The organism is Nonomuraea antimicrobica (genome assembly GCF_039536965.1).
In the GTDB taxonomy this organism is placed as follows: Bacteria; Actinomycetota; Actinomycetes; order Streptosporangiales; family Streptosporangiaceae; genus Nonomuraea; species Nonomuraea antimicrobica.
Genome location: NZ_BAAAZP010000202.1, coordinates 1 through 23504 on the forward strand (window position 1 = coordinate 1; position 23504 = coordinate 23504).

Sequence of the window (23504 nt, forward strand, 5' to 3'; positions counted from 1 at the left end):
CAACCCAACGAAGCCCTAGCAATCAACCGCTGAGGTCTCCATCAAAGCCGGGGCGGTTCAGAGTTCTACATCGTCAATCTGAAGACAGGGGTCATCAGATGGGCCGATTACCGGGCGGCCGAGATCTGGGGAACAGAAGGAAAGCACATCAAAAGGCAGGCATACGCACGGGACTTCGTGCCCAAGCCGGTCGCAGAACGCCCCGTACCGGCCCCGGACCGCAAGCGTTGCCTCTAATCCGGCGCCCGCAGACAGGAAACGCGTATCCGGGCCGGGTCAGGGCTCAAGCATCTGAAGCTTGCGTGATCTCAGGGGCAGCCATCGCCGCCCCTGAGTGTCGCAGTCGGGGGAAGCTGTCCGAGCGCCACGATCGGTACGCCGTCACTACTCCCGCGGGTCCAACACCTCCAGGTTGTACCTCCGCACCTGCAGCGGGGCGGCAGCGGCGAGGACGACCTGCGGAGCTTTGACCATGCACTTCGGATACTTCCATGAGCGACACCGACGCAATCGTTATCTTGGGTTCTTGACCTCTTCTCGCAGGTCAGAGCGAGATGATCTTGTCAGGCATGTCAGGCACGTTGACTGGCCTTGAAGGCATGTTGCATCGAAGGCGTGCCGGGTGTTCGGGCCGAACTCGCCATCACTTGCCCTGATCTTGGCTGGATCTGTGTGTTGAGCGCGGAGATATCTCCGCGCCGGGAGCCCCCATTGTCCGCGTCAGTCCACCCGGCCCCAGATGCCCAGCAGGTCCTTGCCTGGGCGGAAGCCGTGCGCCTGCGCCATGTGCGCCGCCTCCTCGAACCCCTGGGCCAGAGCCGACGGCATGTGCGCGTCGCTCCCGAACGTCACCGCCTGCCCGCCCTCCTCGCGCCACCAGCGCAAAATGGTCGAGTGCAGCGGCAGGCGCGTGCTGATCTCCAGGGCTCTGCCCGACTCCGCCGTCACGCGCAGCGCGTGCCGAAACTCCTCCTCGAACTCCAGCAGATCGAACGGCCCGGCCTGCTCCGCCGGCCAGTAACGGATCGGATAGTCGATGTGCGCCAGCACCGTGAACACCTCGCTCTCCATCAGCCGGGGAATCTCCGCCAGATACTCACGCATGACTTCCGCCGCGGGTCTCCGCGCGAACTGCCCCGGAGGCTCGGTGAACCTGTCCCCGATCGGGAGGCAGTGCAGCGACCCGATCAGCCGATCGAACGGCCCGACCGCGAGCAGCTTCGCGATCTCCTCGGCATGCCAGTGCGGCTCCCCCAGCTCCATGCCACTCAGGATCCGCAACTCGGGGAAGCGCTCCCGACACCTTTCGATCGCCTCCAGGTATCCGGCCGCGTCGAACCGCGGCGGCGTCAGCTCGCCATCCGGCGAGCACATGGTCGCCAGATGGTCATCCGGGTGCAACACGTCGAGGTTGACCATCCACACCGTGTGGTCGACGTGCTCCGTGAAGGCGATCGCGGGCAGGCCGAGTTCCACTGCCTTCTCACAGGTGCGCTCCATCGAGCCCAGCGGCGCGTCCCAGGACCACTCGCTGTGCACGTGACTGTCCGCAGGCAACAACATGAAGCTCACCTCTCGTCGACCGCAAGATCACCGCACAGCGTACGCGGGTGGCGACGAGGGCCAGGGGCTGGGCGATGGCATATCGTACGCAATTCCCGACAAAGACGCCCTCGACAGGATTCTCTACTTCACGAAGTGGCGCTCATCGAGCACTGACACGACATCTACGCATCCATTGACATCCTCTCCGTGCCCAACACTGCGAATGGTGGAGAGGATCGGCCCCAGTCAAGATCAGAAGTTGTTCAACGCCCACTGAAGATCCCCGCGACGGCAGCTCAGTGGATAAGCTGAATTATCCGCTGAGAGCGGCCAGGATCTCAGTGGATAATGACGCCGCCGGGCCCGTGAATGCCGGGGCGGAACTCAGCGGATAATAGGGAGCGGGTCAGTTTATGGCGGATCCAGGCCGGCGCCGGACCGGGCAACCCGAGGTTGACGCGCTTCTGGAACGGGCGGACGCCGCGCATCAAGCGGTGAACGAGATCGTGACGATCAACCAAGCCGAGAGCATCGTCTCCGGCGTCCGGGTAGCCGACCTCGTCGCTGAGCACCAGGCGCTACACGAGCGGTACGAGCAGGCGGAATCCGAGCTGGCCGCCGCCACAGCCACTGGCGATCCGGCCCGGATCGCCAGTTCCCGCCAAGCTCGCGATGCGGCTAGCGCCATCGGTGACCGTGCCGGTCGCGCCTTGCGCCGCGAGATGGCGGGGCTGGCGGAGGCGGGGTTTGAGCGCAACGGCGCGCTGCTGGCCCAGGTGTGCACCGCCTGGAGCGCCGAGGACGCCGCCCACGCGGCGCTCGCCGGCCGATCGCAGGGGTTGCCGCCGCTCCTGGATGGGGTCGACGGCGCTCCCGACGACGAAGGGCACGGGCCGGAAGCGAGCGGCCGGTGAGCGCCGAGGTCGTGGCGCTGCACCCCGGTGCCGGCGACGTCGCGGCCGCCGCCGACCGGGCGCTGAGCACCCTGCACCATCACCTCGATCGGTGCAAGCTGTCGGCCAACACGGTCAAGGCCTACAAGCGGCAGGCCGCCGCCTACGTGAGGTGGCTGGCCGCCCCCGGAGCCGGGCACGACGACGCCTTCGCCGACATCGTCGGCGCCGAGGCGGCGGTAACCGCCTGGCGCCGGAGCCGGATCGAGGAGCGGGCTGCGCCCAACACCATCAACCAGGGGATCGCCGCGCTCACCCTCATGTACGCCCAAATGGGGCTGCGCATCGACGTCAAACGGGCCACCGTGCCCAAGCCGGGAGAACCCGACGCCCTCACCAGCGCCGAGCAGGGCGCCGTAGAACGCGCCGCCGCCCGCCGCGGCGCCCGCGACGCGGCGATCATCGCGGTTCTGCTGTATGCCGGAGCCCGCGAGGAGGAGTGCGGCCGGCTGGAGGCCGACGACATCGCGATCACCGCCCGCACCGGCACGATCCGCCTGCACGGCAAGGGCGACCAGTTCCGCACCATCCCGATCCCACCGGGCGCCAGGGACCGACTCTCCGCCTGGCTCGACCTCCGCGGCCGCCAACCCGGCCCGCTGTGGACCGGCCAGCGTGGAGCCCTGACCATCTCCGGGATCGTCCAGGTCGTCCTGGCCGTCGGCGACGACGCCAAGCTCCCCGGCCTGCGCCCCCATCGACTCCGCCACACCTACGCCACCCGGCTGCGTGAGGGCGGCGCCGACGTCGCTCAGGTCCAGGCCCTGCTCGGTCACGCCTCCCTCGACACCTCGGCCCGGTACTTCCGGGCGGGCACTGCCGAGCAAGCGGCCGTCGTCGACCGCGTCTTCACATTGAGCGGCTCACCTGTCTTGGCCTGCCAGTAGGAGTGGAACGGCGAACCGGGTTTAGTGTCACATCGGTTGACGCTGTGCGGGATGATGATCGGCGGCGGCCCCGCCGTGATCTCTGGCAGGAGTCTCTGACCAGCTGATATCTCTACAGGAGAGGGTGCTTGATGGCCCTGCCGACGATGACGGCGGAGCAGCGTGCGCAGGCGTTGGCGAAGGCGGCCCAGGCGCGTACGGCGAGTCGTGCGCTGTTGGCGGAGGTGGCCTCCGGCGCGGTGAGTGTGGCGGAGGTGTTTGAGCGCAGCGGGCAGGATCTGGTCGGCAGGACACGGGTGGTTCAGGTCCTGCGGGCCGTTCCCGGGTATGGGCCGGCCCGGGTCGCGGCGTTGATGGCCACCTCCGGGGTGCAGGAGAAACAGCGTGTTGGCGCGCTGAACGACCAGCAGCGCGAGCGACTCTTGCGCGCTTGGATCAGCTGACGGCGCCGGGGTTGATCGTGTGCACTATCGGAGCTCCGCGTTCGGGTGAGGTTGCCTCTGCAGGCGATGGCGAAGTTCTGCCTCCTGCGCCGTCAGCGGCTGGCCCGGGCGTCGGATGCGGGCCGGGCGGGGTCGGGGAATGTCTTCGCCTTGCCGGAGGGCGAAGTCGGCGTGGGCCGCCTCGACGGCTTCGGGGTAGGCCTGCTGCTTGGCGTGTTCGGCGAGTGCGCGGTAGATGCTGGCCGCGCTGGGGTTGCGGCCCTTGCGCTTGCCGGTGGGAATGATCAGGTCACCTCGGATGGATTCCACTGTCTCGCCGGTGGCGCGGCGGCGGAGCACGGTGTGCAGCATGTCGTCGGTGATGACCGGGGGCCGGCCGCCGTGGTTGCCGTTGCGGGCTGCCGCATCGAGTCCTTCCAGGGTGGCCTCGCGGATGGCCTCGCGTTCGGTCTCGGCCATCGCGGCGAAGAACGCGAACAGCATCCGGCCCGGCCCGGACGGATCGTAGATCCCGGCCAGCGGCCCGGCGAGCATCTCCAGGACCAGGCCGTGTGCGGCCAGGTGGTCGGCCAGCGCGGTCAGCTCGGCGGCGTCGCGGCCCAGCCGCTTCATCTCATACACCGTCAGGATGACCCGGCAGTGCGGGGCATGCGCCTTGATCTGCCGGGCCAGCGTGAGCGCCGCCTCAAACTGCGGACGCACCTTCACCCGGGTCGAGATCTTCTCGGAGAAGATTTTCTCGCGACCGATCCCGTGCGCGGCCAACGCGTCCAACTGCGACTGCAGCTCCTGGGTGAGCGCGGAGCAGCGGGCGTAGCCGATCCGGATGTCGGCTGAGGTCCCATCGTCATTGAGCGGGGCGGGCGGTGGCGTGCGGGGACGCCACGGCTGGCCCGGGTTCCGGTCGGCCGGGGTGATCACCCGCAACAGCTTCGCCAGCCGGAGTACTTTCGTGAACCGGCCGGTGTGGTAGGTGCCTGCTACCGCGCCCGAGCGTGACCGGCACGGCGAACCCGCCGCGACGGCGCATCGCGGGCATGGGTGACGCTCGACCTCATCAGCGTCACGGGTGTGTTCCTCGCCGATAGCGGACAGCGAGGTGGATTCGGTGCGTTCGGGGGGGTCCGGGGCCTCGGCCATGCCCCAGATCTTCTCACAAACATTTCCCAGAATCCGGCGATCCGCTGACTTGCATGAGAACGAGTTCTGAGAAGAAATCAGCTTCTCTGGCGATCACAACCAGCCCTGCGAAGCCTGCTGGTGATCTTCTCTGGCAATCGAGGGTTTCTGAGAATCAAGCCTGGTCCTTTTCTGGGCATTTGATGGGCAAGTCCAATGGAGACCGATCTGGTTAAGCGGTCGAGCGGGTCGTGGCCGCCTTCCCGGACCTGGCCGACGAGTTAGCGTCGGTGCTGCGCCTACCAGGCCGGACGCGCCGAGTAGGGCATCAAGCCGTGGGGTAGGGCTCAAGCCGTCGTGCAGAGGACGGCTTCGACGGTTTTGATCATCGCGGGGACAATGGCGTTGTCGTCGACGGTGCTCCGCGTGATGGAGATGGCGAACTGCTGCCGGCCGTCGGCCGAGGAGAAGGTCAGTGTGGTGAGGCCGGGCGCCGAGCCGCCGAGCATCTGGCCTTTCAGCTTTCCTCCGCACAGACCCGTGCCCTGCTGCGCGCTGCCACCGGTGAGGACCGCCTGCAGCGACGGCGGCAGCAGTTTGCCCTGGTCGAAGGCCCGCCGGAAGGTGCTGATGTCATGCGTGGTCGAGACGACGCCGCCGGCGCCGTTGCCCCAGCTGGCGTTGAAGCGGTGCACGTCGCGCAGAGCGCCGGTGGAGTCGGGGTAGTAGCCGTGCCCGTGCGGGCCCGTGATGCTCTCCGGAGGCTTGGTGACCTGGTATGTCTCGGTCATGCCGAGCAGGCGGAAGAGACGCCGGTCGAGCTCGCGGGCCAGGGTGTGCCCGGTCACCTTCTCGATGATCATGCCGATGAGGGTGTAGTTGGTGTTGGAGTAGGTGTACGTCTCGCCCGGCTCGCCGGTGCGCGGCCGGCCCCGCGTCATCTTCACGATGTCGATGGGCCGGTGGTAGGTGGTGAAGTCGAAGACGTCGAACGCCGGTTCGGTCGAGCCGCTCTGGTGGAACCAGTCGGGGATGCCGGAGGTGTGCTGGACCAGCTGCTGGACGATGATCTCGCTGGCCCGTTCCACCAGCCCGTCGGCGGCCACCTCGGGCAGCAGGTCGGCGAGCTTGTCATCCAGGCTAAGCCTGCCCTCCTCGACGAGTTGGAGGAGCACGGTGGCCACCATCGTCTTGGATTGCGAGCCGATGCGGAACCGGGAGCCCGCTGGGATCGTGCCGCCCTTGCCGTTGAGCAGCCGCGACCCGGCGGTGCCACGGCCGGCGGGCTTGCCGTCCATGTACGCGCCGCCGATGGTGCCCACCACGCCGGGCGTCTTGGCCAGGGTCTCCATGGCTCGCTGGACGTCACCGATTGTGGTGGCGCCGGCGGCCGTCGCAGGCGAGGCGGTGGCCAGCAGCAAGGCTGCCACGGTCGCGGCGGCAACGGATATGTGCTTCAACGACAACAACTCCTTCGAGGGGACGAAAAGGGTCAGGAAGGCGCGCGGGCGGGTCACGTGATGCCGTCTCGGCGATGGGCGCCACAGAGGTGTCGTAGTTGCCGAGGACCACCACCGTCCAGTCGGCGTCGGGGTAGGTGTCGAGGTGGTTGGCGGCGCCCGCGGACCTGCCCGAGTGGCCGAGAGGTGCCGGCCGTTCACGATGGCGTCCATGAAGCCGTAGCCGTAGAACAGCTGCCGGCGGATGGGGCCCGGCTGTTCCGAAGACGGCATGATCCTTTTTCCGTCGGTGGAGAGGCCGGCGTAGGCGAAATGAGCAGCGCGCCTTCGCGCAGGGCGCGCGAATGGGAAGCAGGGGCTGGCGGTGAAGCCGACCCGATGGGCTGGACGGTTGGGTGGCGTATGGGCGCGCGATCGTCCGGTCGGCCGTCACCTGCGTTTCACTCAGCCGGGGCTGCCCCGTCCTCGTAGGCCGAGTCGATCGTTATAAAGAACGCCACGGATCCGGCGCGCATAAGTTCACAATCCTCCAGCCGCACGTGGCGATCATGATCTGATCACGCTCGCCACGTGCGGCTGAGGTGATCACTTCGTGGGGCAGAACAGCGATTTGAGGGCGTTGGTGATGCGCGGCGGCACGGCGCCGCGCTCGGCGTCGTCCATGGCCAGGGTCAGGGACACGGCGAACTGCAGGCGGCCGTCGGAGGAGGTGAGGGTCGCGGCGGTGAAGCCGGGGGCGCTGCCCCCGCCACCCGGGGCGAACTCGGGCTTGCCGGCGCACGGGCCGCCCGGAGGCAGCGGCGGCATGCCGGGCGGCGGGTCGGTGATTACTTTGGTCAGGGACGCCGGCAGTATCTTGCCCTGGCGGAAGGCGCGCTGGAAGACGCTCATCTCACGCGCGGTGGAGATCACGCCGCCCGCGCCGAGCATGGTGGTGGCGTTGATCTTGTCGACATCGCGCATCGTGCCCGTCGCGTCCGGGGCGTAGCCATGGCCGTGCGGGCCCTTGATGCCCTCGGACGCCTTCGTGGGCAGATAGGTCTGGCGCATGCCGAGCGGGGCGAAGAGTCTCCGGTTGAGTTCGGCCGCCAGTGACCTTCCGGACAGTTTTTCGACGATCATGCCGAGCAGGATGTAGTTGGTGTTGGAGTAGTTGAAGGTCCCGACCTCCACGGGCCGGGCGTTCTTGCGCGAGGCCGCCAGCAGGTCGGCCGGGCGGTAGTTACGGGTGGGGTCGGAAGTGTCCGGGCCGATGTAGTCGGGGATGCCCGAGGTCAGCTGGATCAGATTGCGTACCGTGATCTCGTCGGCCCGCTCCACCAGGTCCTTCTCCGCCACCTCCGGCAGGACCGCGCTCAGTTTGTCCTCCAGGCGCAGCTTGCCTTCCTTGACCAGCTGCAGCGCCACGGCGGCGGTCATGGTCTTGGTCTGCGAGCCGATCCGGTAGCGGGCGGTCGACGGGATCGCGCCGCCCTTGCCGTCGAGCAGGCGGGACCCGGCCGATCCCCTCCCGACCCGCTTGCCGTCCACGTACACCTCGCCGATGGCGCCCACCACGTGGCCCGTCTTCACCAAGTCTTCCATCGCCTTCTGCACGTCCCCGACCTTGACGGGAGCGGCGGAGGTGGAGGCGGTGGCGGGCGGGGCCGCGCTCAAGACCAGCGCCGCGCACGCCAGCGAGGCTGCGCCAGTGAACGTCGCTCGACGCAGAATCATGAAATCTCCCTCATCTGGGTCCGAATACTCGGCTGTCGAGCCACAAGCTCTAACGAGGGCCGTGTTTCCTCGGCGTTTCCGCGCAGGGCCAGGTGGCTCTGCACACAGCCAGAGCACAGGCGCGGACTTCGGACACGCGGTGCAACCCGACCGTCCTGAGCTGGACAACGTTGATCATGACCGGCGTGCGACTGACACAGTTCAGCACGTAATCGGTCACGTTGATCATCTGGCCTGGCCGCTGCTGATATCCGAGGGCGGCCCCACCGCGCTGTGCGAGGTGGGGCCGCCCTGGCATGCCTGGAGGCCCCTATGCCCGTCAGTTTCCTGTCCGCCGAGCAACGCAGCCGATACGGCGTCTTCAACGCAGTCCCCGACATCGCCCAGTTGGGCGCCTTCTTCCACCTGGATGCCGATGACCGGCGCCGGGCGATGGCCGCCAACGGCGCGCGCAACCAGCTCGGCTGGTCCGTGCAACTGGGCACCGCACGGTTCTTGAACTGCTTCCTCGACGATCCCGAGGACGTTCCCGCCGCAGTGGTCGACTACGTCGCCGAGCAGCTCGGCCTGCAGGCGGCCGACCTGAAGGGGTACGGCGAGAAGGAAGCGCGTTGGGCTCATCAGGAGCAGATCCGCACCGGTTACGGCTACACCGCCTTCGCAAGCGAGCAGTGGTTCGCGCTGGCCTGCTGGCTCTACAAACGGGCCTGGACCACAGGCGAGCGCCCGATCGTGCTGTTCGACCTGGCCACCCACCGCCTGGTGGAGGCCAAGATCCTGCTGCCCGGCGTCACCACCCTGGAACGGATGATCGCCGCGCTGCGCGAGCGCGTCGCCGCCCGTCAGTACGCGCTGCTGGCCGCCGCCCCCAGCCCGAACCAGGCCGTCGTGCTGGAGAACCTGGTCAAGGTCGAGGAGGGCCGGCGCGTGTCCCGGCTGGACCGATTGCGCAAAAGCCCCACCGACGTCAGCGGCACCGGCCTGGTCAAGGCCCTGGATCGGCATGTGGAACTGCGCGACCTGGGCGGGGCCGGCTGGGACCTGAGCGCGGTGCCGCCCGGCAAGATCGCCGCGCTGGCCCGCTTCGCCCACGCCGCCCGCGCCCAGGCCGTCGCCGAACTGGCCGGCGACCGCAAACTCGCCACCCTGGTGGCCTTCGCCGCGACCATGGCCCCCCAGTCGGCCGACGACGCGGTCGAGGTGTTCGACCTGGCGGTCGGCGACCTGCTGCGCACCTCGGCGTTCAAAGCGACCAAGGAGCGGATGCGCACCCTCAAGGACCTCGACACCGCGGCGATCGTGCTGCGTGAGGTGTGGCTGAAGATCTGCTCCGTCGCCGAGATCCCCGACGGCGACATCCGCGCCGCCCTCGACGAGATGGATTTGGCCGCCATCGGTGCCGCCGCCGACGTCATCGGCGACATCGCCCGCGAACCGGATGAGGACTTCCAACAAGAACTGCTGGATCGCTACGCCACCATCCGCCGCTTCCTGCCCAAGCTGCTCAAGCACCTCGACTTCGACGCCGGCGCCGCCGAGGTCGCCGGTCAGGGTGTGCGGCGCGGCCATGAGGTGCTGCAGGCGCTGGACTTCCTCAAAGCGATCGAGCGCCGCCGCACCGACATCGACCCCCGTGAGGTTCCCGCGGGCGTGCTGTCCTCAGCCTGGCACCGGCGCGTCTTCCCCAAGCGCGGCGAGCACGCGGGGCACCTTCAACCGACACGCCTACACCGTGGCGGCCGTCGAGCGGCTGCGCGAATCGCTGCGCCGCCACGAGGTGTTCGTGCCGGGCCTGCGCAAGTGGGGCGACCCCACCGCCGGACTGCTGAAGGGCGCCGAGTGGGAGCGGGCCCGCCCCCGCATCTGCGATGAGCTGAACCTGTCCCCACAGCCCGGCACCGACGTGGAGCGGTGGGCCGGCACGCTGGACTTCGCCTACCGTCAACTGGCCGCCGGCCTGTCCGGCGAGGAAGACGGTCGCAACGACTGGGTCCGCCTGGCCAAGAACGAAGACGGCAAGGACCACCTGGTGCTCACCAGCCTGGACCGCCTGGATGAGCCCGCCTCCCTGACCGCGCTGCGCGCCGACATCGACGCCCGCATGCCCATCGTGGACCTGCCCGAAGCCCTGCTGGAGGTGCACTCCTGGACCGGCTGCCTGGACCACTTCACCCACGTCTCCGGCGACGTGCCCTCCCGCAAACAGGACATGACCACCTCGATCGCCGCTGTCCTGGTCAGCCAAGCGATGAACGTCGGCATGCGGCCGATGGCCGCCGAAGGCGAACCCGCCCTCGCCCTGGACCGGCTGTACTGGGTGGAACAGAACTACCTGCGTGCCGCCACCCTGACCGCCGCCAACGCCGCCCTGGTCGACCACCACTCCGGCCTGGAACTGGCCCAAGCCTGGGGCGGCGGCGAACTCGCCTCCGCCGACGGGCTCCGGTTCGTGGTCCCGGTCAAAACCATCAACTCCGGACCCAACACTGCTGCGCCGCCGGGTCAACACCCAGCTCAATCGTCAAGAATCCCGCCACACCCTGGCCCGCAGGATCTTCCACGGCCAAAAAGGCGAACTCCGGCAGAAATACAAAGAAGGCCAGGAAGACCAACTCGGCGCACTGGGATTTATGACCAACGTCTGCATTCTGTGGAACACCGTCTACACGGCCCGGGCCCTGGAAGAAATGCGAGCCGAGGGTAAGAAGATCTCCGCCGCCGACATCGCCCGACTCTCACCCCTGGGCTTTGAGCACTTCAACATGCTCGGCCGCTACAATTTCTCCCTGCCCGAGCTGGTCCGCGACGGACAGCTGAGGCCGCTGCGCACACCCCCGCCCGCCGAGTAACCCCTCGCGGTCAGCGCGCCGGATGCTCCCGGGCCGCAACGCCCTCCGCGAGCATCCGGCGTACCTGCTCATGCGAGATCCCGGCACTCGTACCAATCTTGCGCAGGCCCCACCCCTCACCCCGCGCGTCCGCCATCGCCACCATCAACGCCGCACCGGTCACCTCCTCCAGCACCGCGCGCAGCTCCGACAGCCGCCGCAGCCGTACCGCAGGCGCGAGATCAACGATCTCCCGGCAAAAACGATCAACATCAGCACGCAGGAACGCCACACCCTCAGAATCCGCCATCAGGCAAGCCTGCCCTGGTCAGACCTACAGTGTCAACAGATGTGACACCAAGCCTGGTTGGCCGTTCCGCTCCTACTGGCAGGCCGTATTGGACCGCTGGACGGCGGTAGGTCCGCTGGCGTCAGCCCGCTACCGCCACTGACCGATTGGTTGCTGCTCAGGGCCCTTCACCCCCTTGCAGGTGCTGCTGGCGCTGCAGTTCTCCCACATCGGCGGCGGCTGGACCGGGGCGGCGGTCGGTGTGATCAACGGGTTCGGCGCACTGTTCGTGTTCGTGGTGAACGTGCAGGCCGGCCGGGGCGGAGCCCGGTTGGGTCGACGCGGCACCTGGATCCTCGCCGGTGCTTCCGCTGTTGCGCTCGCCGTGTTGGCGCTCATGTTCACGACCCGGATGTGGCTGATCGCGGTCATCTGGTGGGCCACGTAGACCCTGTTGAACTTCCACTTGGCGGCCATGGGCGCGTTGTTCTTCAACCAGCCGTCTGGCGAGGGCTGGTCTCCGGCGCCGTCGGGCTCATCGCCGCGGTCGGGTGGCTCCTGGGTATCTCGGTCACCGGCAGCGGCTTGTCGTCGGCAGGGCAGTGGGGCACGGTCGCCGGCGTCTGGGTGACCCTCGGAGCCGTCGCCGTCCTCCTCCTGCTGCTGCACGACCCGGACCGGCGGGCCGCCGGGGGAGTGGATCTGCGGCCGGCGGCGCTGCGGAAAGCGCTCCGGCGCATTCCGTGGCGTCATCCGGCCTTCGGCTGGGTGTGGTTGGTGCGGTTACTGATCATCTGCGCCTACGCGGGCGGCACGTATGGCGCCTTCGTCGCGCGCCCGTTCGGCGCGGCCTCGGAGAAGGCCGGTGATGTCGTTGCGGTGATGTCGACGTTCACCGTCGCACTGTTCGCGAGCGCGATCGTCGGCCCGGTCTCCTTCCGGGTCCGGCGGCGCGAACCGTTCGTCATCGCCACGGGGGTCACCGCCGCGGGAATCGCAGCCGTTGGCGTGCTCGAACTCATGACGACCGCTTCCATACCGGGAGGCGTGTACGTGGCGGCAGGCGTGCTCGTCGTCGGCCTGGCGATGTTCATCTCAATCGACACCGCGAGGTGCGTCCGCATGCCGCGCAGCAGCGACTACGCGGGCAAAAAATCTCGGGATCGTCAAACCGGCCAGCACACTTTCGCGGCCCGTCGTGCCGTTCGTCGCCCCAGTCCTGGTCAGCCTCGGCGGACACCTGGCCATCAACGGCACCCTCGCCGTCCTCGCCCTCGGCAGCCGCTCTCACGCCGATCCGGCCGACGGCGATCCATCCTCAGAGGGCGTTGCGTGAGTTGATATCCAGCCAGAGCAGCGTGACCACGGCGTAGTCGCCGGGGAAGTGCCCGCGGGCCTTGGCGACCTTGCGCAGCGCCGGATCATGCTTGCCATAGCCTAGATGCGCCGACTCGGCCTTCAGAGAACGCTCCAGCAGGTCGCGGTCCAAGTCGTTGACAGTCTCCAGCTTGGAGGGCTGCTTGGCCAGCAGCTCGAGTGACCCGCAGAACGGCTCGAGGCAACAAGATCCCAACCCCTGGATGGTCCTACCGCACGGCAGTTCGGCGAGCGGCCTGGGGAAACGGGCCGGGAGCAACCTACCCCGGCACCGCGCCCCAGACCGACTCAACAGTCAACAACTCATGTCTGAGCCGCCGCCTCAGATCGATCTGCAGGTCAAGCGCCCTGCGACGGCTTTTGAAAGCGGTACACCTGCCACCTGCCGACGCAACACCGCGAGCTGATGACGCGGGAGCAGGACCTCCGTGTCCTTCGACTGCTACGAGCAAGCCAACAGCACCAGCCAACCCGCGAGCCGGACGAAGATCAGATAAAGCAGATGCAGCGGCGTGAACGGCGATCATGCCCACCACACCACAAAGCAGCCAACCGCAGGTCAACTCCAACGGCCGAGTTTCTGGCTCCCACAGGCGTGGCACCACGGCAGCTTCAACGCCGAGCTCGGGATCGGTCCGGAGAACCACGACGCCCACCTCCGCCAATTGCCGAATCTGCGCGGCTGTGACGGCTGATCCATCGTGTTACGCGTCGGAGAGCGAAGCCGCGTCGGCTTCGGTGAAGGTGATGGCTCCGGCCCGCAACGCGGCGATGCAGCCGCCGTCGACCAGCAGGTCGGTGCCGGTGATGAACGCCGAATCCGGGCCGAACAGGAAGGCGGTCACTGCGGCGATGTCGCCGGGAATGCCGAGGCGCTGCAGGCTGGAGCCGTCGAGCATCGTGCGCATCACCGTGCCCTGAGGAGCCTAACTGGATCTCCCGGTCCTCGGGCAGAGCAGGCGCGACAACTTGGCCAAGCAGCCACAGCGCCACGAGTGCCCTGCCCTGGCCCCGTACGTCACAGCCCGTCCTCGGCGGTCGCAGTCCCAGCACGGAGCGAATGATCTGGGAGGCGAGCACGGCACGGTAGGCATCCTCGGCTCCGGCCCGTCCCCACAATGCCAGGCCTCAGCAAGGAGCGGGAGACCCACACCAGCCTGCGGAGGCCGTCATCTGAGGCTTAGCTCCGGCGGGCCGTGCGGCTCGCTGACTGCCCACTCAGCCGGGCCCAGCGTCTCCAGGGCCTCCGGCGGGAACGAGTGATCGTCCTCGTCCTCCGGGTCGGGGCCCGAACTTCGGGTCCAGCCGAGATACGGTCAGAACCGGCCATGGGTTGATCTTGAAGCCACTGACCTGGGCGAAGTGGGAATCGCCAGTACAGCGGTACGTTTTGCGCGTACTCCGGCCGCCCCCGGGAAGGCGCGAGACGACCGTGGTCCCCGATCGCCGGTGAATGTCAGAGCTTGATGCGGGCTGCGACTGCCAGGTGGTCGCTGCCGGTGGCGGGCAGGGTCCAGGTGGTGACGGGAGTCGCCGCGCGGGTCATGACGTGGTCGATCCGGGCTATGGGGAAGGCAGCGGGCCAGTTGAAGCCGAAACCCTCCTCCGCCGGGGTCATCCGGGAGGTGACTGGAGCCAGGCCTCGGTCATCGAGGGTGCTGTTGAAGTCGCCCAGCAGAACGATCCTGTCCAGCTCTTCCGCGGCGATGGCCGCGCCCAGTGCGGCAGCGCTCTCGTCCCGCCAGCCGGTGCCGAAGCCGTCCGGCAGTCGGATACGGACCGAGGGCAGGTGAGCGACGTACACGGCCACGTCACCGGAGGGCGTCCGCACGGTGGACCGCAGCCCTCGGCTCCAGTCTCCTGTGACCTCCACGGGCCTGATGTCCACTGGCCGAGAGTCCGCAAGGGGATACCTGGACCAGAGCCCGACAGTGCCCACGACCGTGTGGTGGGGATGGCCGGGCGCGAGGGCGGCCTCGTAGACGGGCAGGGCGTCAGGCGTCAACTCCTCCAAAGCGATGAGGTCGGCTCCGGCCTGGGCCAGGGCTCGCGCGGTTCCTTCGGGATCGGGGTTCTCGTCGTTGACGTTGTGCTGGAGCACGGTCAGGTCGTGAGCCGTTCCCCGATCAGCGGGTAACAGCCGCTCACCGAAGAGTGCGGCCCAGAGCGCTGCGGACAGCACCAGGGACACCATCGCCGTGGCCGAGCGACGCAGCAGTGCCAGGATCATCAGCACGGGAACGGCCAGGCCACCCCAGGGCAGAAAGGTCTCCAGCAGGCTACCGAGATTGCCCACGGTATTGGGTACGACGCCCGGGAACGCCAGCAGCAGCGCCACCAGCACCGCGACCGCCGCGAGGACCCGCCCACGCGTCCAGGACCAGGACGTCCGGCCTGGCACGTCCGCCTCGCCCCGACGCCACCGGCCGATGCGACGAGGGCGCTTCCCCGCAGCGCGAACCTTCCGATCTTCGATGCTCATACGCCCGACCGTACGGGTCACTCTCTGTCCTTGTGCACCGCCCGGCCAGGGGCCAGGTGATGGTAAGCAGTTCGCCGGGCGGACCGACGGTTCGCGGGCTCTTGGGGTGCGGCCGGAAACATGAGTCCAGCCGAGACACGGCGAGAAGCGGCCAGCAGTCGATCCCGGTCCGTAATCCCGGAAGTGGATCCGGGTGCCTCCGAGATCCTGGACCGCGGAATCTCGGAAGTCCGCCCTGCGAGGAGGCTTCCGAGATTGACTCATCTCGGAAGTGGACGCGGAGCTCAGCCGTGCTGGCGATGCGCACTTCGCCCAGGGCAGTGGCTTCAAGATCAACCCATGGCCGGTTCTGACCGTATCTCGACTGGACCCGATCGCCCTGCAGCATGTCCAAGGCTGGTCGGCGTGGTCAGACGGCGGCCTTGATCAGTGCGGTTGCGGCCGTCTCGATGTCGGCGGGCGTGCTCCAGCGGCCCAGGGACAGCCGGACCGCGGCGAGGGCCCGATCGGCGTCCAGGCCCATCGCGGTCAGCACCGGCGAGGGGGTGTGGGTGCCGCTGTGGCAGGCCGACCCGGTGGAGGCCGCGAGCTGCGGTGTCGCCGCGAGGAGCTCGTGCCCGAGGACGCCGTCGATGCTGACGTTCAGCGTGTTAGGCAGCCGCCGCTGCAGGGGGCCGTTGAGGTGCACCCGGCCGGGCAGGCCGTCGGCCAGCTTCTTGTGGAGGTCGTCGCGCAGGGCGGTCAGGCGGGCGGGTTCTCCGTCGGCCAGATCGCGGGCGGCCAGATCCGCGGCGGTGCCGAGCGCGGCGGTCAGGGCGACGTTCTCGGTGCCGGCGCGCAGACCGCGCTCCTGGCCACCGCCGTAGACGACCGGCTCCAAGGCCACGCCCTCGCGGACGAACAAAGCGGCGATGCCCTTGGGCGCGTACATCTTGTGCCCGACCACGGTCAGCAGGTCCACGCCCAGCGCCTCGACGTCCACGGCGATCTTCCCCACGGCCTGCGCGGCGTCGCAGTGCAGCATCGCCCCCCGGGCGTGGGCGAGCGCTGCGAGGTCGGGAAGCGGCTGCAGGGCACCGGTCTCGTTGTTGGCCGCCATCACCGACACCAGGACCGTCTCGTCATCCAGTGCGGCGGCCAGCGCGGCCGGGTCCACCAGCCCATCGCCACCGACCGGCAGCACCGTCACCCGTGCGCCGTACAGGCGCGCCAGCGCGTGACAGGTCTGCAGGATGGCCGGGTGCTCGGTGGCCTGCGTGATCACATGTGGGCGAGGGCGGCCGGCGGCGAGGACGGCGCCGCGCAGGGCGAGCAGGTCGGCTTCGGAACCGGAGGCGGTGAAGACGATCTCGTGCGGGCGGGCGCCGATCAGGGCGGCGACCTGCTCGCGGGCGTGCCGCAGTGCCGCGCGGGGCCGCTCGCCGTAGAGATGGCTGCTGGACGGGTTGCCGAACAGGTCGCTCAGCTGCGCCGCCATCGCCTCGGCCATGCGCGCATCGACGGGGGTGGTGGCGTTGTAGTCGAGGTAGACCGGCCCGCCGGCCAGTCCCGGATGCGAGAGGACGTGCGGGGCCGGGTGGGCGGTCATGCCGGTGCTCCGGCCTCGACGGGCAGGTCGGACAGCCGCCATTTCAGCATGCCGTCGCTGAGCCGGATCGCCCGGCGGCCGCCACAGCTCGGACACGCGAGGGTGTCGAGCTCCTGCTGAAGGTCCACAGCTGGAACCATAGCCGCGGCACCCGCACCTGACCAGCGGCGCTCCGCCGGCTTGCCCCGTGCGCGCCTGCCCGCGCGGGTAGGCGCGGCTACTCCGCCGTATGTCAGCGGCGGCGTCAGGACGGCGACGGCCCCATATCAGAGCGGGCGGCGATGGTGGGGACATCGAAAAGAACGCAGCACAAGGAGCGCATGATGCAGAAGTTCGACACCCTCGCCCCGATTTCCGCCGTCCTGGACATTCCCGCGGGGCGCGTCCAGTTCATCGCCGCCGACCGGGCCGACACCGTGGTCGAGGTCCGGCCTGCGAGCGCCGCAAAGAGCCGTGATGTGAAGGCGGCGGAGCAGACCACGGTCGCATACGCCGACGGTGTCCTGCGGATCGAGACTGCCGCGGCGCAGAACCAGTACTTCGGCCCGTCCGGATCCATCGAGGTGACGGTCGAGCTGCCTGCCGGGTCCCAGGTCGAGGCGAAGGCGGCCAGCGCCGAACTCCGGACCGTCGGCCGCCTCGGCGACGTCGCCTTCGACGGCGCGTACAGCCAGATCAAGATCGACGAGGCCGCGAGCCTGCGCCTCACCGCGACCGACGGCGACATCGAGGTCGGCCGGCTGGGCGGCCCCGCGCAGATCAGCACCGCACGGGGCGACATCCGGATCGCCGAGGCCGCGGGCGGCACAATCGTGCTGCGCACTCAGTCCGGCGACATCTCGATCACCGCCGCTGGCGGAGTCTCGGCCGCCCTGGACGCCGGCACCAGCCACGGCCGCATCACCAACGCCCTCAAGAACGACGGCACCGCCGAACTCGACATCCACGCCACCACCTCCAACGGCGACATCACCGCCCGCAGCCGGTGACCCGCAGCCTCCGAAGGAGAGGCAGACCAAGCCCGGCGACGACGAACGGCCCCGGGCCCCATTGCGAATTCGAAGGGTTGTCGCAACACAGTGATCAGCTGACTGCAAGCAGCAAAGCGAGACGCTCGGCTGGGGGTTCCAGCCGAGTGTCTATGCGCGCTTCGGTAGCCGCGAGGCATCGCGCCTGGGCCGGCAATCGCGGATGGCGGCTACGAACGCCGCCCGGCTGGCGTTTCGGGAAGCTGGCCGACTACCTCGCCCTCGGAGTCCAGCACCTTGATCACCGGTTTGTCGTCACCATCGATCTCCAGCACAATCCTCGGACGCCCTCGCGAGTCACTGAGCACTAGAAACGCTCCTTCTGGAGTGCTGTAGCCGAGCTGGACACGAGACGGCATGGCGGGCACTTGGCCTACCGGGAGCGCTGGATCAGGCATGTGCTTCATCTCTAGCAGCGCTGCGCCGTGGACGCCCTCCCACCGAGTGGCCATCGTGATCGCCTGCGCGTTGGTGTAGTCGAGTGAGAGGCTGGCCCCGACAGAGGAGGCAGTGATTCCTCCTTTCTCGTTGCCGTCCCCATCATTGAAGATCAGATAGGTTCCCTCGGGTCCCTGGCGTTGGTCGGCGGGGTACGTCCTGCCTCCAACGATTATCGGCGGCTTGCTCGAACTCGCCAGAAAACGCTGTTGGCCTCGGCGATCTACTACCCTGAACGACTCTCGGGCCAGCTCGCCGGAGGACGTCGCTCGGGCGGGTCCGCTGCCCGCCATCACGGTCACGCCACCCGCCAACAGCGCGGCCGCTGTTCCGATCGCCGCCCGCCGATCACGTTGCTCCATCTCCCGTTTTCCCTTCTCTTTGGAGGGCAACCAGTTGATCATCTGAGCGGGGCTGTGTCCCTACGGCATGCATGAAGATCACGGGTGGGGATAGCCCCCTACTGATGGAGCCATATGTCGTCACGTCACTTGCCGAGAAGTCTTGACACCGGTGCCTACACCCTTGCCCCAGCGCCCCTCTCATACCTTTCTGTGAGGGTTTCGCGCTCTCATCCCCGCCACCATTCCTAGGTCAGACTGAATCGCCCCGGGTTCGGTGGAGACTTGATCTCTTGAGAGGATCGAGTCCATGCCAGGCAAGTCTCCCTACCCCACTGAGCTGCGCAGGAGAGCGGTGCGGATGGTCGCCGAGGTGCGGCCGGACTACCCGACCGAGTGGGCCACGATCAACGCAGTCGCGACCAAGCTCGGGATCGGCACCGCAGAGACGCTGCGCACCTGGGTCCGCCAGGCGCAGATCGACGAGGGAAGCCGGCCCGGCCGCACCACGGACGAGTCGGCCGAGCTGAAGCGGCTGCGCCGGGAGAACGCTGAACTGCGCCGCGCCAACGAGATCCTGAAGGCCGCCTCGGCTTTCTTCGCGGCCGAGCTCGACCGGCCACACACGCACTCGTGACCTTCATCGACCGGCACGCCGACGTGTTCGGTGTCGAGCCGATCTGCCATGTCCTGACCGAGCACGGCTGCCCCATCGCGGTCAGCACCTATTACGCCGCCAAGAAACCGCCAGCCCTCGCTACGGGCGGTGCGCGACGCCGCGTTGGATGCCCACATCGCGCGCATCCACGCCGACAACTACGGTGTCTACGGCGTGCGCAAGGTCTGGCAGCAACTCCTGCGCGAGGGACATCGGGTGGCCCGCTGCACCGTCGAGCGGCGCATGCGCGCGCGCTCGGCCTGTAAGGCGCCCGGCGGGGCAAGAAGGTGCGCACCACCACGCCCGATCCAGGAAACGAGCGGGCTGCCGACCGGCTGCAGCGCGACTTCACCGCCCAGCGGCCGAACGCCGCCTGGGTGGCCGACTTCACCCACGTGGCCGCCTGGTGCGGAGTGGTGTACGTGGCCTTCGTGGTCGACGTCTACTCGCGGGCGATCGTCGGCTGGGCGGCCTCGCTGACCAAGCAGACCGGCCTGGTGCTGGACGCCCTGGACATGGCGTTGTGGCGGCGGGAACGCTCTGGCCGGCCAGTCGAGCCGGGGTTGATTCACCACTCGGATGCGGGCAGTCAGTACACGTCTTTCCGGTTCACCACCCACCTGGTGGCGGCCGGTATCGACGCCTCCATCGGCACTGTTGGTGACGCGCTCGACAACGTGCTGATGGAATCGCAGATCGGCTTGTACAAGACCGAGCTGATCAAACCCCAAGGCCCTTGGCGCAGCCTGGCCGAGGTGGAGTTGGCCACCGCCGAATGGGTCGCCTGGTTCAACAGCACCCGCCTGCATTCAGCGATCGGTCACCTGCCGCCGGAGGAGTTCGAGGCGATCTACTACGCTCAACACCAGCCCAACGATGTCCTAGCAATCAACCGCTGAGGTCTCCATCAAAGTCGGGGCGGTTCAGTCAATCTGTCCCAGCAGCCCTTGTGATCTGTGTCGGAGATGGACAAGAAGTTCGCGTCTGAGCGCTCGGTGAAGGCCCGCATTGGCTCGTGCCCAGGGTCGGCCGTGCCTGCGTACAGGTGTTGTGACGCGGCGCGCGCGATACCCATGGGGCCCTCAACGCGCCGGAGTTCACCGCTGACGTTTCATGGACAGGGCCTGCCGCCAGTGCTCGGCCGCCTGCCCCATGTCGCGGCCGAGGAGTTCAAAGAACTGACTGGTGGTATGGAGCCGGTCGCCGGTGGGTGTGTCAATGCCGAAGATCTCGGCGCCGTGCCGGGCTGTGTCCGCCCATGTCACCACCGACCTGGCGCTAGCCGCCCAGGTGTGGTACCAGACATCGACGTCGACGAAGTACCGAACCCGGCGCGCCTCACGCTCCCGGGCGACCATCTTCCTCTGCTCAAGCCACTTGACGGCATTGGAGATCGTCGCCGGACTGACATGGAGCTGCTGGGCGAGTTCCGTGGCAGTCAGGCTGCCACCCTCGCTGATGATCAGCGCGGCGAACACCCTGGCCGTCATGGGCGCCATCCCGGTCTCGATCATCATGGCGACGAACTGCTCTTCGAACTCCCTGGCCGTGTGGACGTCACGGTTGTCTGTGGTGTGCGGAACGTCGGCGCGGGGAGCGCGCCTGCGGCGGCGGGCGCGCCAACTCGTCGCATGCTGCGCGCGGGCCGCCCCGTAGCCGTGCGGGCCGCCGTTCCTGGCGATCTCGCGGGTGACGGTGGACCTGGACCGTCCCAGTCGGCGGGCGATCTCCGCATAGGTCAAGTCGGCCGCCAGCCCCTCGGCGATGCGGCGACGATCCTCGGCGCTCAACCGGCCCCCTGACATGTGATCCCTCTCCTGTCGAAGATGTACCGGCCCATGGCGGATGCGATGCCCGGCAAGTCTGTTGCACTTAGCTGCAAACTCATCGCACCAATATGTGGACTTCTACCTGCACATATGGGATTTGCAAGTTGTCCCGCTTCGGAACACGACCCTAGCGTTTCCCTAGACCGAAGAGGAGGTTCATCATGGAAAAGGTCGTTCTCGTCACGGGCGCCTCCGCTGGCATCGGCAAGGCCACCGCACTCGAACTCATCCACGCAGGCCACATCGTCTACGGCGCCGCGCGGCGCGTACACAAGATGGACGACATCCGCGACGCCGGTGGACACGTCCTGGCCCTGGACGCACGCCGACCAGAGGACCTGGAACGCGTCATCGGCGCCGTCGTCGGGGAACAGGGCCGCATCGACGTTCTGATCAACAATGCCGGCACCGTTCTGCACGGCGCAGCCGAGGACATCCCCCTCGACCTGGCGCGCGACCAGTTCGAGGTCAATGTCTTCGCACCGGCCCGGCTGACTCAGCTCGCCCTGCCGTACATGCGCGAGCAGGGGTCCGGTACGATCATCAACGTCTCCTCCGTCGGAGGCGAGATCGCGCTCCCGCTCGGCTGCTGGTACTACGCGAGCAAGCATGCTCTGGAGGCGTACTCCGACAGCCTGCGCATGGAAGTCGAGCCGTTCGGCATCGACGTCGTGATCATCCAGCCCGGCATCATCAAGACCGAGTTCGAAGACCGTACGGCACAAGACCTCCGCGAGATCTCCGGCACGACCGCGTACGGGAAGATGGCCGAGGCCATGGCCAGACGCGCCGAGACCCAACTCGGTGAGAACACCCAGGGCAGCAGCCCTGGCGTCGTCGCTACCACCATCCGGCAGGCCATCGAAGCCGGCAAGCCCGAGACGCGCTACGCGGTCGGCTGGATGGCCGACAAGCTCCTGGAGCTCAACAGGACGCTCCCGGACCGCGAATTCGACCAGATCCTCATGAACGCCGCGAAGTAGGCCCCGCGATGACGCAGCAACCTGACTCACGCAGATGGTGGGCGCTCACCGCGCTCGTGCTCACGTCGCTGGCCGTGGGCTTCGACGTGACCATCCTGAATCTGGCACTGCCGAGCATGGCCGAGGACCTGCGCGCCGACAACGCCCACTGCAGTGGTTCGTCACCGTCTACACGCTGGTGCTCGCCGCCGGCATGATCCCGGCGGGAGCGCTGGGCGACCGCTTCGGCCGTAAGAGGACGCTCGTGGTCGCGCTGGCCATCTCCGGCCTCAGCTCGCTGGTCGCTGCCTACGCCCCCTCAACGGGGATCTTCATCGCAGCGCGTGCCGTGCTGGGCCTGGGCGCGGCGCTCATCATGCCCACCATGCTGGCGCTGATCCCGACGATGTTCACCGCGAAGGAGCGGCCGAAGGCGATCGGAATGCTGGCGGGCGCCTCGATGCTGGCCTTTCCCATCGGCCCGATCCTGGGCGGCTGGCTGCTGAACCACTTCTGGTGGGGCTCGGTCTTCCTGATCAACATCCCCGTGGTCGTCCTGGCGCTTGTCGCGGTTGCCGCCTGGCTGCCCGAATCGCAACGAACGCGCCACAGGAAGGTCGACGCGGTCGGCGTGGTGCTGTCGAGCGCCGCGCTGACAGCGTTGACCTACGGCCTCATCGAAATCGGTGAGCGAGGCTGGACGGACGCCGCCGTGCTCGGACCGACCCTCGGCGGCATGGCTGCGCTGGCGCTGTTCGTAGGCTGGGAGCGACGGGCAGCCGAGCCTCTGGTACACCTTTCCCTGTTCGCCAACGCGCGCTTCACCGTCGGTACCGCGCTGGCCACGATCGCCAACTTCACCATGTTCGGCGTCCTGTTCGTGTTGCCGCAGTATTTCCAGGCGAACCTGGGCACGGACGCGATGGGCAGCAGCTTGCGGCTGTTGCCGCTCATCGCCGGGATGCTCGTCGGGATGTCGGAGGCAGCCAGGCTGAGCAGGATGATCAGCCCCAAGCTCACTGTCGGCTTGGGATTTGTCCTGCTCACCGGGGGTCTGTTCTGGGGAGCCACCACCAGTACGGGCAGCGGCACCGGGTCGGTGGCCGCGTGGACGGCCATGTACGGCCTCGGGCTCGGCTGCGCCCTGCCCACGGCCATGGACTCGGCGCTGGGCGCCCTGCCGCCCGGCAACGTCGGTGTCGGCGCCGCGGTGAATCAGTCCATCCGCACCCTGGGCGGCAGCTTCGGCGCCGCGATCCTGGGCTCGATCCTGACATCCGCCTACCGCGCCGCGGTACCGCAGCAAGCACGCGAGAGCGTCTTCGCGGGGCTGGCCGCCGCACAATCCACCGGCTCGGCAACCTTGGCAGACACGGTCCGCTCCGCCTTCCTCCACGGTCTGGACCTCGTCCTGGCCACCAGCGGCTGCCTCGGCCTCCTCCTCGCCCTTACACGGCTGCCCGGCACGCCCGAGCGCCACCGGCCCCGGCCAAGCACGACGCCGGCACAGCAGGTCCACGCACCAGATATCGAGTGAGCGCTCGATCTGAGCTGCGAATCG

22 protein-coding genes and 3 pseudogenes are annotated in these 23504 nt (G+C 68.2%); 13 read left to right on the forward strand and 12 right to left on the reverse strand.

The genetic code is table 11. The features are described from left to right. Window positions 1-720: 720 nt before the first annotated feature. Entirely contained in the window at window positions 721-1563 is an 843-nt protein-coding gene (locus ABD844_RS44410) for a PHP domain-containing protein (protein WP_344893012.1), read from the reverse strand. Window positions 1564-2039: 476 nt separating this feature from the next. On the opposite strand from ABD844_RS44410, the gene ABD844_RS44415 reads away from it, so the two are divergent. The 3 genes from ABD844_RS44415 (at window position 2040) to mihF (ending at window position 3828) form a co-directional block, all read left to right on the forward strand. Next, complete coding sequence (locus tag ABD844_RS44415) at window positions 2040-2459, forward strand: hypothetical protein (RefSeq protein ID WP_344893015.1); 420 nt, start codon at window positions 2040-2042, stop codon at window positions 2457-2459. Beyond that, the gene (locus ABD844_RS44420; protein ID WP_344893018.1) at window positions 2456-3385 is read left to right on the forward strand and encodes a tyrosine-type recombinase/integrase; all 930 of its coding nucleotides are present in this window, start codon (window positions 2456-2458) and stop codon (window positions 3383-3385) included. Before ABD844_RS44415 ends, ABD844_RS44420 begins: the two co-directional genes overlap by 4 nt. A 131-nt stretch (window positions 3386-3516) precedes the next feature. After that, on the forward strand, window positions 3517-3828 hold the full coding sequence (mihF, locus tag ABD844_RS44425; RefSeq protein ID WP_344893080.1) for an integration host factor, actinobacterial type: 312 nt from the start codon (window positions 3517-3519) through the stop codon (window positions 3826-3828). Window positions 3829-3852: 24 nt separating this feature from the next. Here the strand turns inward: mihF and ABD844_RS44430 are convergent, their stop codons facing one another. The 3 genes from ABD844_RS44430 to ABD844_RS44440 all read right to left on the reverse strand — a co-directional run bounded on the left by ABD844_RS44430 (window position 3853) and on the right by ABD844_RS44440 (window position 8123). After that, on the reverse strand, window positions 3853-4968 hold the full coding sequence (locus ABD844_RS44430; protein ID WP_344893021.1) for a recombinase family protein: 1116 nt from the start codon (window positions 4966-4968) through the stop codon (window positions 3853-3855). A 326-nt stretch (window positions 4969-5294) separates the two neighbouring features. Further along, the gene (locus ABD844_RS44435) at window positions 5295-6407 is read right to left on the reverse strand and encodes a serine hydrolase domain-containing protein (protein ID WP_344893024.1); all 1113 of its coding nucleotides are present in this window, start codon (window positions 6405-6407) and stop codon (window positions 5295-5297) included. A gap of 585 nt (window positions 6408-6992) precedes the next feature. Further along, on the reverse strand, window positions 6993-8123 hold the full coding sequence (locus ABD844_RS44440) for a serine hydrolase domain-containing protein (protein ID WP_344893027.1): 1131 nt from the start codon (window positions 8121-8123) through the stop codon (window positions 6993-6995). 312 nt (window positions 8124-8435) lie between these two features. On the opposite strand from ABD844_RS44440, the gene ABD844_RS44445 reads away from it, so the two are divergent. From ABD844_RS44445 to ABD844_RS44455, 3 genes and pseudogenes are all read left to right on the forward strand, one after another. Further along, window positions 8436-9995, forward strand: coding sequence for a DUF4158 domain-containing protein (locus ABD844_RS44445; protein WP_344893030.1), 1560 nt, complete (start codon window positions 8436-8438; stop codon window positions 9993-9995). A 229-nt stretch (window positions 9996-10224) separates the two neighbouring features. Beyond that, window positions 10225-10596 (forward strand): annotated as a pseudogene (locus ABD844_RS44450) (Tn3 family transposase); the annotation flags it as partial. Between the two features lie 19 nt (window positions 10597-10615). Continuing rightward, window positions 10616-10972 (forward strand): annotated as a pseudogene (locus ABD844_RS44455) (Tn3 family transposase); the annotation flags it as partial. Between the two features lie 10 nt (window positions 10973-10982). Here ABD844_RS44455 and ABD844_RS44460 read toward each other — a convergent pair. Next, entirely contained in the window at window positions 10983-11243 is a 261-nt protein-coding gene (locus tag ABD844_RS44460; protein WP_344893033.1) for a hypothetical protein, read from the reverse strand. Window positions 11244-11442: 199 nt separating this feature from the next. On the opposite strand from ABD844_RS44460, the gene ABD844_RS44465 reads away from it, so the two are divergent. Together ABD844_RS44465 and ABD844_RS44470 are read left to right on the forward strand one after the other, a co-directional pair. Continuing rightward, window positions 11443-11688 carry a hypothetical protein gene (locus ABD844_RS44465; protein ID WP_344893035.1) on the forward strand — a complete coding sequence of 82 codons (246 nt, stop codon included), beginning with the start codon at window positions 11443-11445 and terminating at the stop codon, window positions 11686-11688. Further along, window positions 11676-12581, forward strand: coding sequence for an MFS transporter (locus tag ABD844_RS44470; RefSeq protein ID WP_425568760.1), 906 nt, complete (start codon window positions 11676-11678; stop codon window positions 12579-12581). The genes ABD844_RS44465 and ABD844_RS44470 overlap by 13 nt, the downstream gene beginning before the upstream one ends. Here the strand turns inward: ABD844_RS44470 and ABD844_RS44475 are convergent. The 5 genes from ABD844_RS44475 to ABD844_RS44495 all read right to left on the reverse strand — a co-directional run bounded on the left by ABD844_RS44475 (window position 12559) and on the right by ABD844_RS44495 (window position 16815). Next, window positions 12559-12729: a hypothetical protein gene (locus ABD844_RS44475; protein ID WP_344893041.1), complete on the reverse strand. Its 171-nt coding sequence runs from the start codon at window positions 12727-12729 to the stop codon at window positions 12559-12561. The genes ABD844_RS44470 and ABD844_RS44475 overlap by 23 nt on opposite strands. A 592-nt stretch (window positions 12730-13321) precedes the next feature. Further along, the gene (locus ABD844_RS44480; RefSeq protein ID WP_344893044.1) at window positions 13322-13525 is read right to left on the reverse strand and encodes an SDR family oxidoreductase; all 204 of its coding nucleotides are present in this window, start codon (window positions 13523-13525) and stop codon (window positions 13322-13324) included. Between the two features lie 548 nt (window positions 13526-14073). Next, a complete protein-coding gene (locus tag ABD844_RS44485; protein ID WP_344893046.1) occupies window positions 14074-15099 on the reverse strand; it encodes an endonuclease/exonuclease/phosphatase family protein in 1026 nt (341 codons plus the stop codon). A 409-nt stretch (window positions 15100-15508) separates the two neighbouring features. Further along, entirely contained in the window at window positions 15509-16687 is a 1179-nt protein-coding gene (locus ABD844_RS44490; RefSeq protein WP_344893049.1) for a cysteine desulfurase family protein, read from the reverse strand. Continuing rightward, window positions 16684-16815: a hypothetical protein gene (locus ABD844_RS44495; protein WP_344893052.1), complete on the reverse strand. Its 132-nt coding sequence runs from the start codon at window positions 16813-16815 to the stop codon at window positions 16684-16686. Before ABD844_RS44495 ends, ABD844_RS44490 begins: the two co-directional genes overlap by 4 nt. Before the next feature lie 195 nt (window positions 16816-17010). Here ABD844_RS44495 and ABD844_RS44500 point away from each other — a divergent pair, with 195 nt between their 5' ends. Beyond that, the gene (locus ABD844_RS44500) at window positions 17011-17676 is read left to right on the forward strand and encodes a DUF4097 family beta strand repeat-containing protein (protein ID WP_344893089.1); all 666 of its coding nucleotides are present in this window, start codon (window positions 17011-17013) and stop codon (window positions 17674-17676) included. A gap of 209 nt (window positions 17677-17885) precedes the next feature. Here the strand turns inward: ABD844_RS44500 and ABD844_RS44505 are convergent, their stop codons facing one another. Then, complete coding sequence (locus ABD844_RS44505; protein ID WP_344893055.1) at window positions 17886-18557, reverse strand: hypothetical protein; 672 nt, start codon at window positions 18555-18557, stop codon at window positions 17886-17888. A 247-nt stretch (window positions 18558-18804) separates the two neighbouring features. On the opposite strand from ABD844_RS44505, the pseudogene ABD844_RS44510 reads away from it, so the two are divergent. Then, window positions 18805-20051 (forward strand): annotated as a pseudogene (locus ABD844_RS44510) (IS3 family transposase). A 198-nt stretch (window positions 20052-20249) separates the two neighbouring features. Here the strand turns inward: ABD844_RS44510 and ABD844_RS44515 are convergent. Beyond that, window positions 20250-20942 (reverse strand): GbsR/MarR family transcriptional regulator, encoded by a 693-nt coding sequence (locus tag ABD844_RS44515; RefSeq protein WP_344893058.1) that lies wholly within the window; start codon window positions 20940-20942, stop codon window positions 20250-20252. 200 nt (window positions 20943-21142) lie between these two features. Here ABD844_RS44515 and ABD844_RS44520 point away from each other — a divergent pair, with 200 nt between their 5' ends. Genes ABD844_RS44520 through ABD844_RS44530 form a run of 3 tightly spaced genes read left to right on the forward strand, consistent with a single transcriptional unit; the run spans window position 21143 to window position 23480 of the window. Continuing rightward, on the forward strand, window positions 21143-21964 hold the full coding sequence (locus ABD844_RS44520) for an oxidoreductase (protein WP_344893061.1): 822 nt from the start codon (window positions 21143-21145) through the stop codon (window positions 21962-21964). A gap of 8 nt (window positions 21965-21972) precedes the next feature. Continuing rightward, on the forward strand, window positions 21973-22161 hold the full coding sequence (locus tag ABD844_RS44525) for a hypothetical protein (RefSeq protein ID WP_344893064.1): 189 nt from the start codon (window positions 21973-21975) through the stop codon (window positions 22159-22161). Beyond that, window positions 22143-23480 (forward strand): MFS transporter, encoded by a 1338-nt coding sequence (locus ABD844_RS44530; protein ID WP_344893067.1) that lies wholly within the window; start codon window positions 22143-22145, stop codon window positions 23478-23480. The genes ABD844_RS44525 and ABD844_RS44530 overlap by 19 nt, the downstream gene beginning before the upstream one ends. The last annotated feature ends 24 nt before the right edge of the window (window positions 23481-23504 follow it).

Coding starts and splice junctions, on each gene's coding strand:
- ABD844_RS44480 (WP_344893044.1), bottom strand. CDS start 13,525: ATGCGCACGATGCTCGACGGCTCCAGCCTGCAGCGCCTCGGCATTCCC.
- ABD844_RS44490 (WP_344893049.1), bottom strand. CDS start 16,687: ATGACCGCCCACCCGGCCCCGCACGTCCTCTCGCATCCGGGACTGGCC.
- ABD844_RS44500 (WP_344893089.1), top strand. CDS start 17,011: ATGCAGAAGTTCGACACCCTCGCCCCGATTTCCGCCGTCCTGGACATT.
- ABD844_RS44505 (WP_344893055.1), bottom strand. CDS start 18,557: ATGATCAACTGGTTGCCCTCCAAAGAGAAGGGAAAACGGGAGATGGAG.
- ABD844_RS44520 (WP_344893061.1), top strand. CDS start 21,143: ATGGAAAAGGTCGTTCTCGTCACGGGCGCCTCCGCTGGCATCGGCAAG.
- ABD844_RS44410 (WP_344893012.1), bottom strand. CDS start 1,563: ATGTTGTTGCCTGCGGACAGTCACGTGCACAGCGAGTGGTCCTGGGAC.
- ABD844_RS44485 (WP_344893046.1), bottom strand. CDS start 15,099: ATGAGCATCGAAGATCGGAAGGTTCGCGCTGCGGGGAAGCGCCCTCGT.
- ABD844_RS44445 (WP_344893030.1), top strand. CDS start 8,436: ATGCCCGTCAGTTTCCTGTCCGCCGAGCAACGCAGCCGATACGGCGTC.
- mihF (WP_344893080.1), top strand. CDS start 3,517: ATGGCCCTGCCGACGATGACGGCGGAGCAGCGTGCGCAGGCGTTGGCG.
- ABD844_RS44440 (WP_344893027.1), bottom strand. CDS start 8,123: ATGATTCTGCGTCGAGCGACGTTCACTGGCGCAGCCTCGCTGGCGTGC.
- ABD844_RS44430 (WP_344893021.1), bottom strand. CDS start 4,968: ATGGCCGAGGCCCCGGACCCCCCCGAACGCACCGAATCCACCTCGCTG.
- ABD844_RS44525 (WP_344893064.1), top strand. CDS start 21,973: ATGACGCAGCAACCTGACTCACGCAGATGGTGGGCGCTCACCGCGCTC.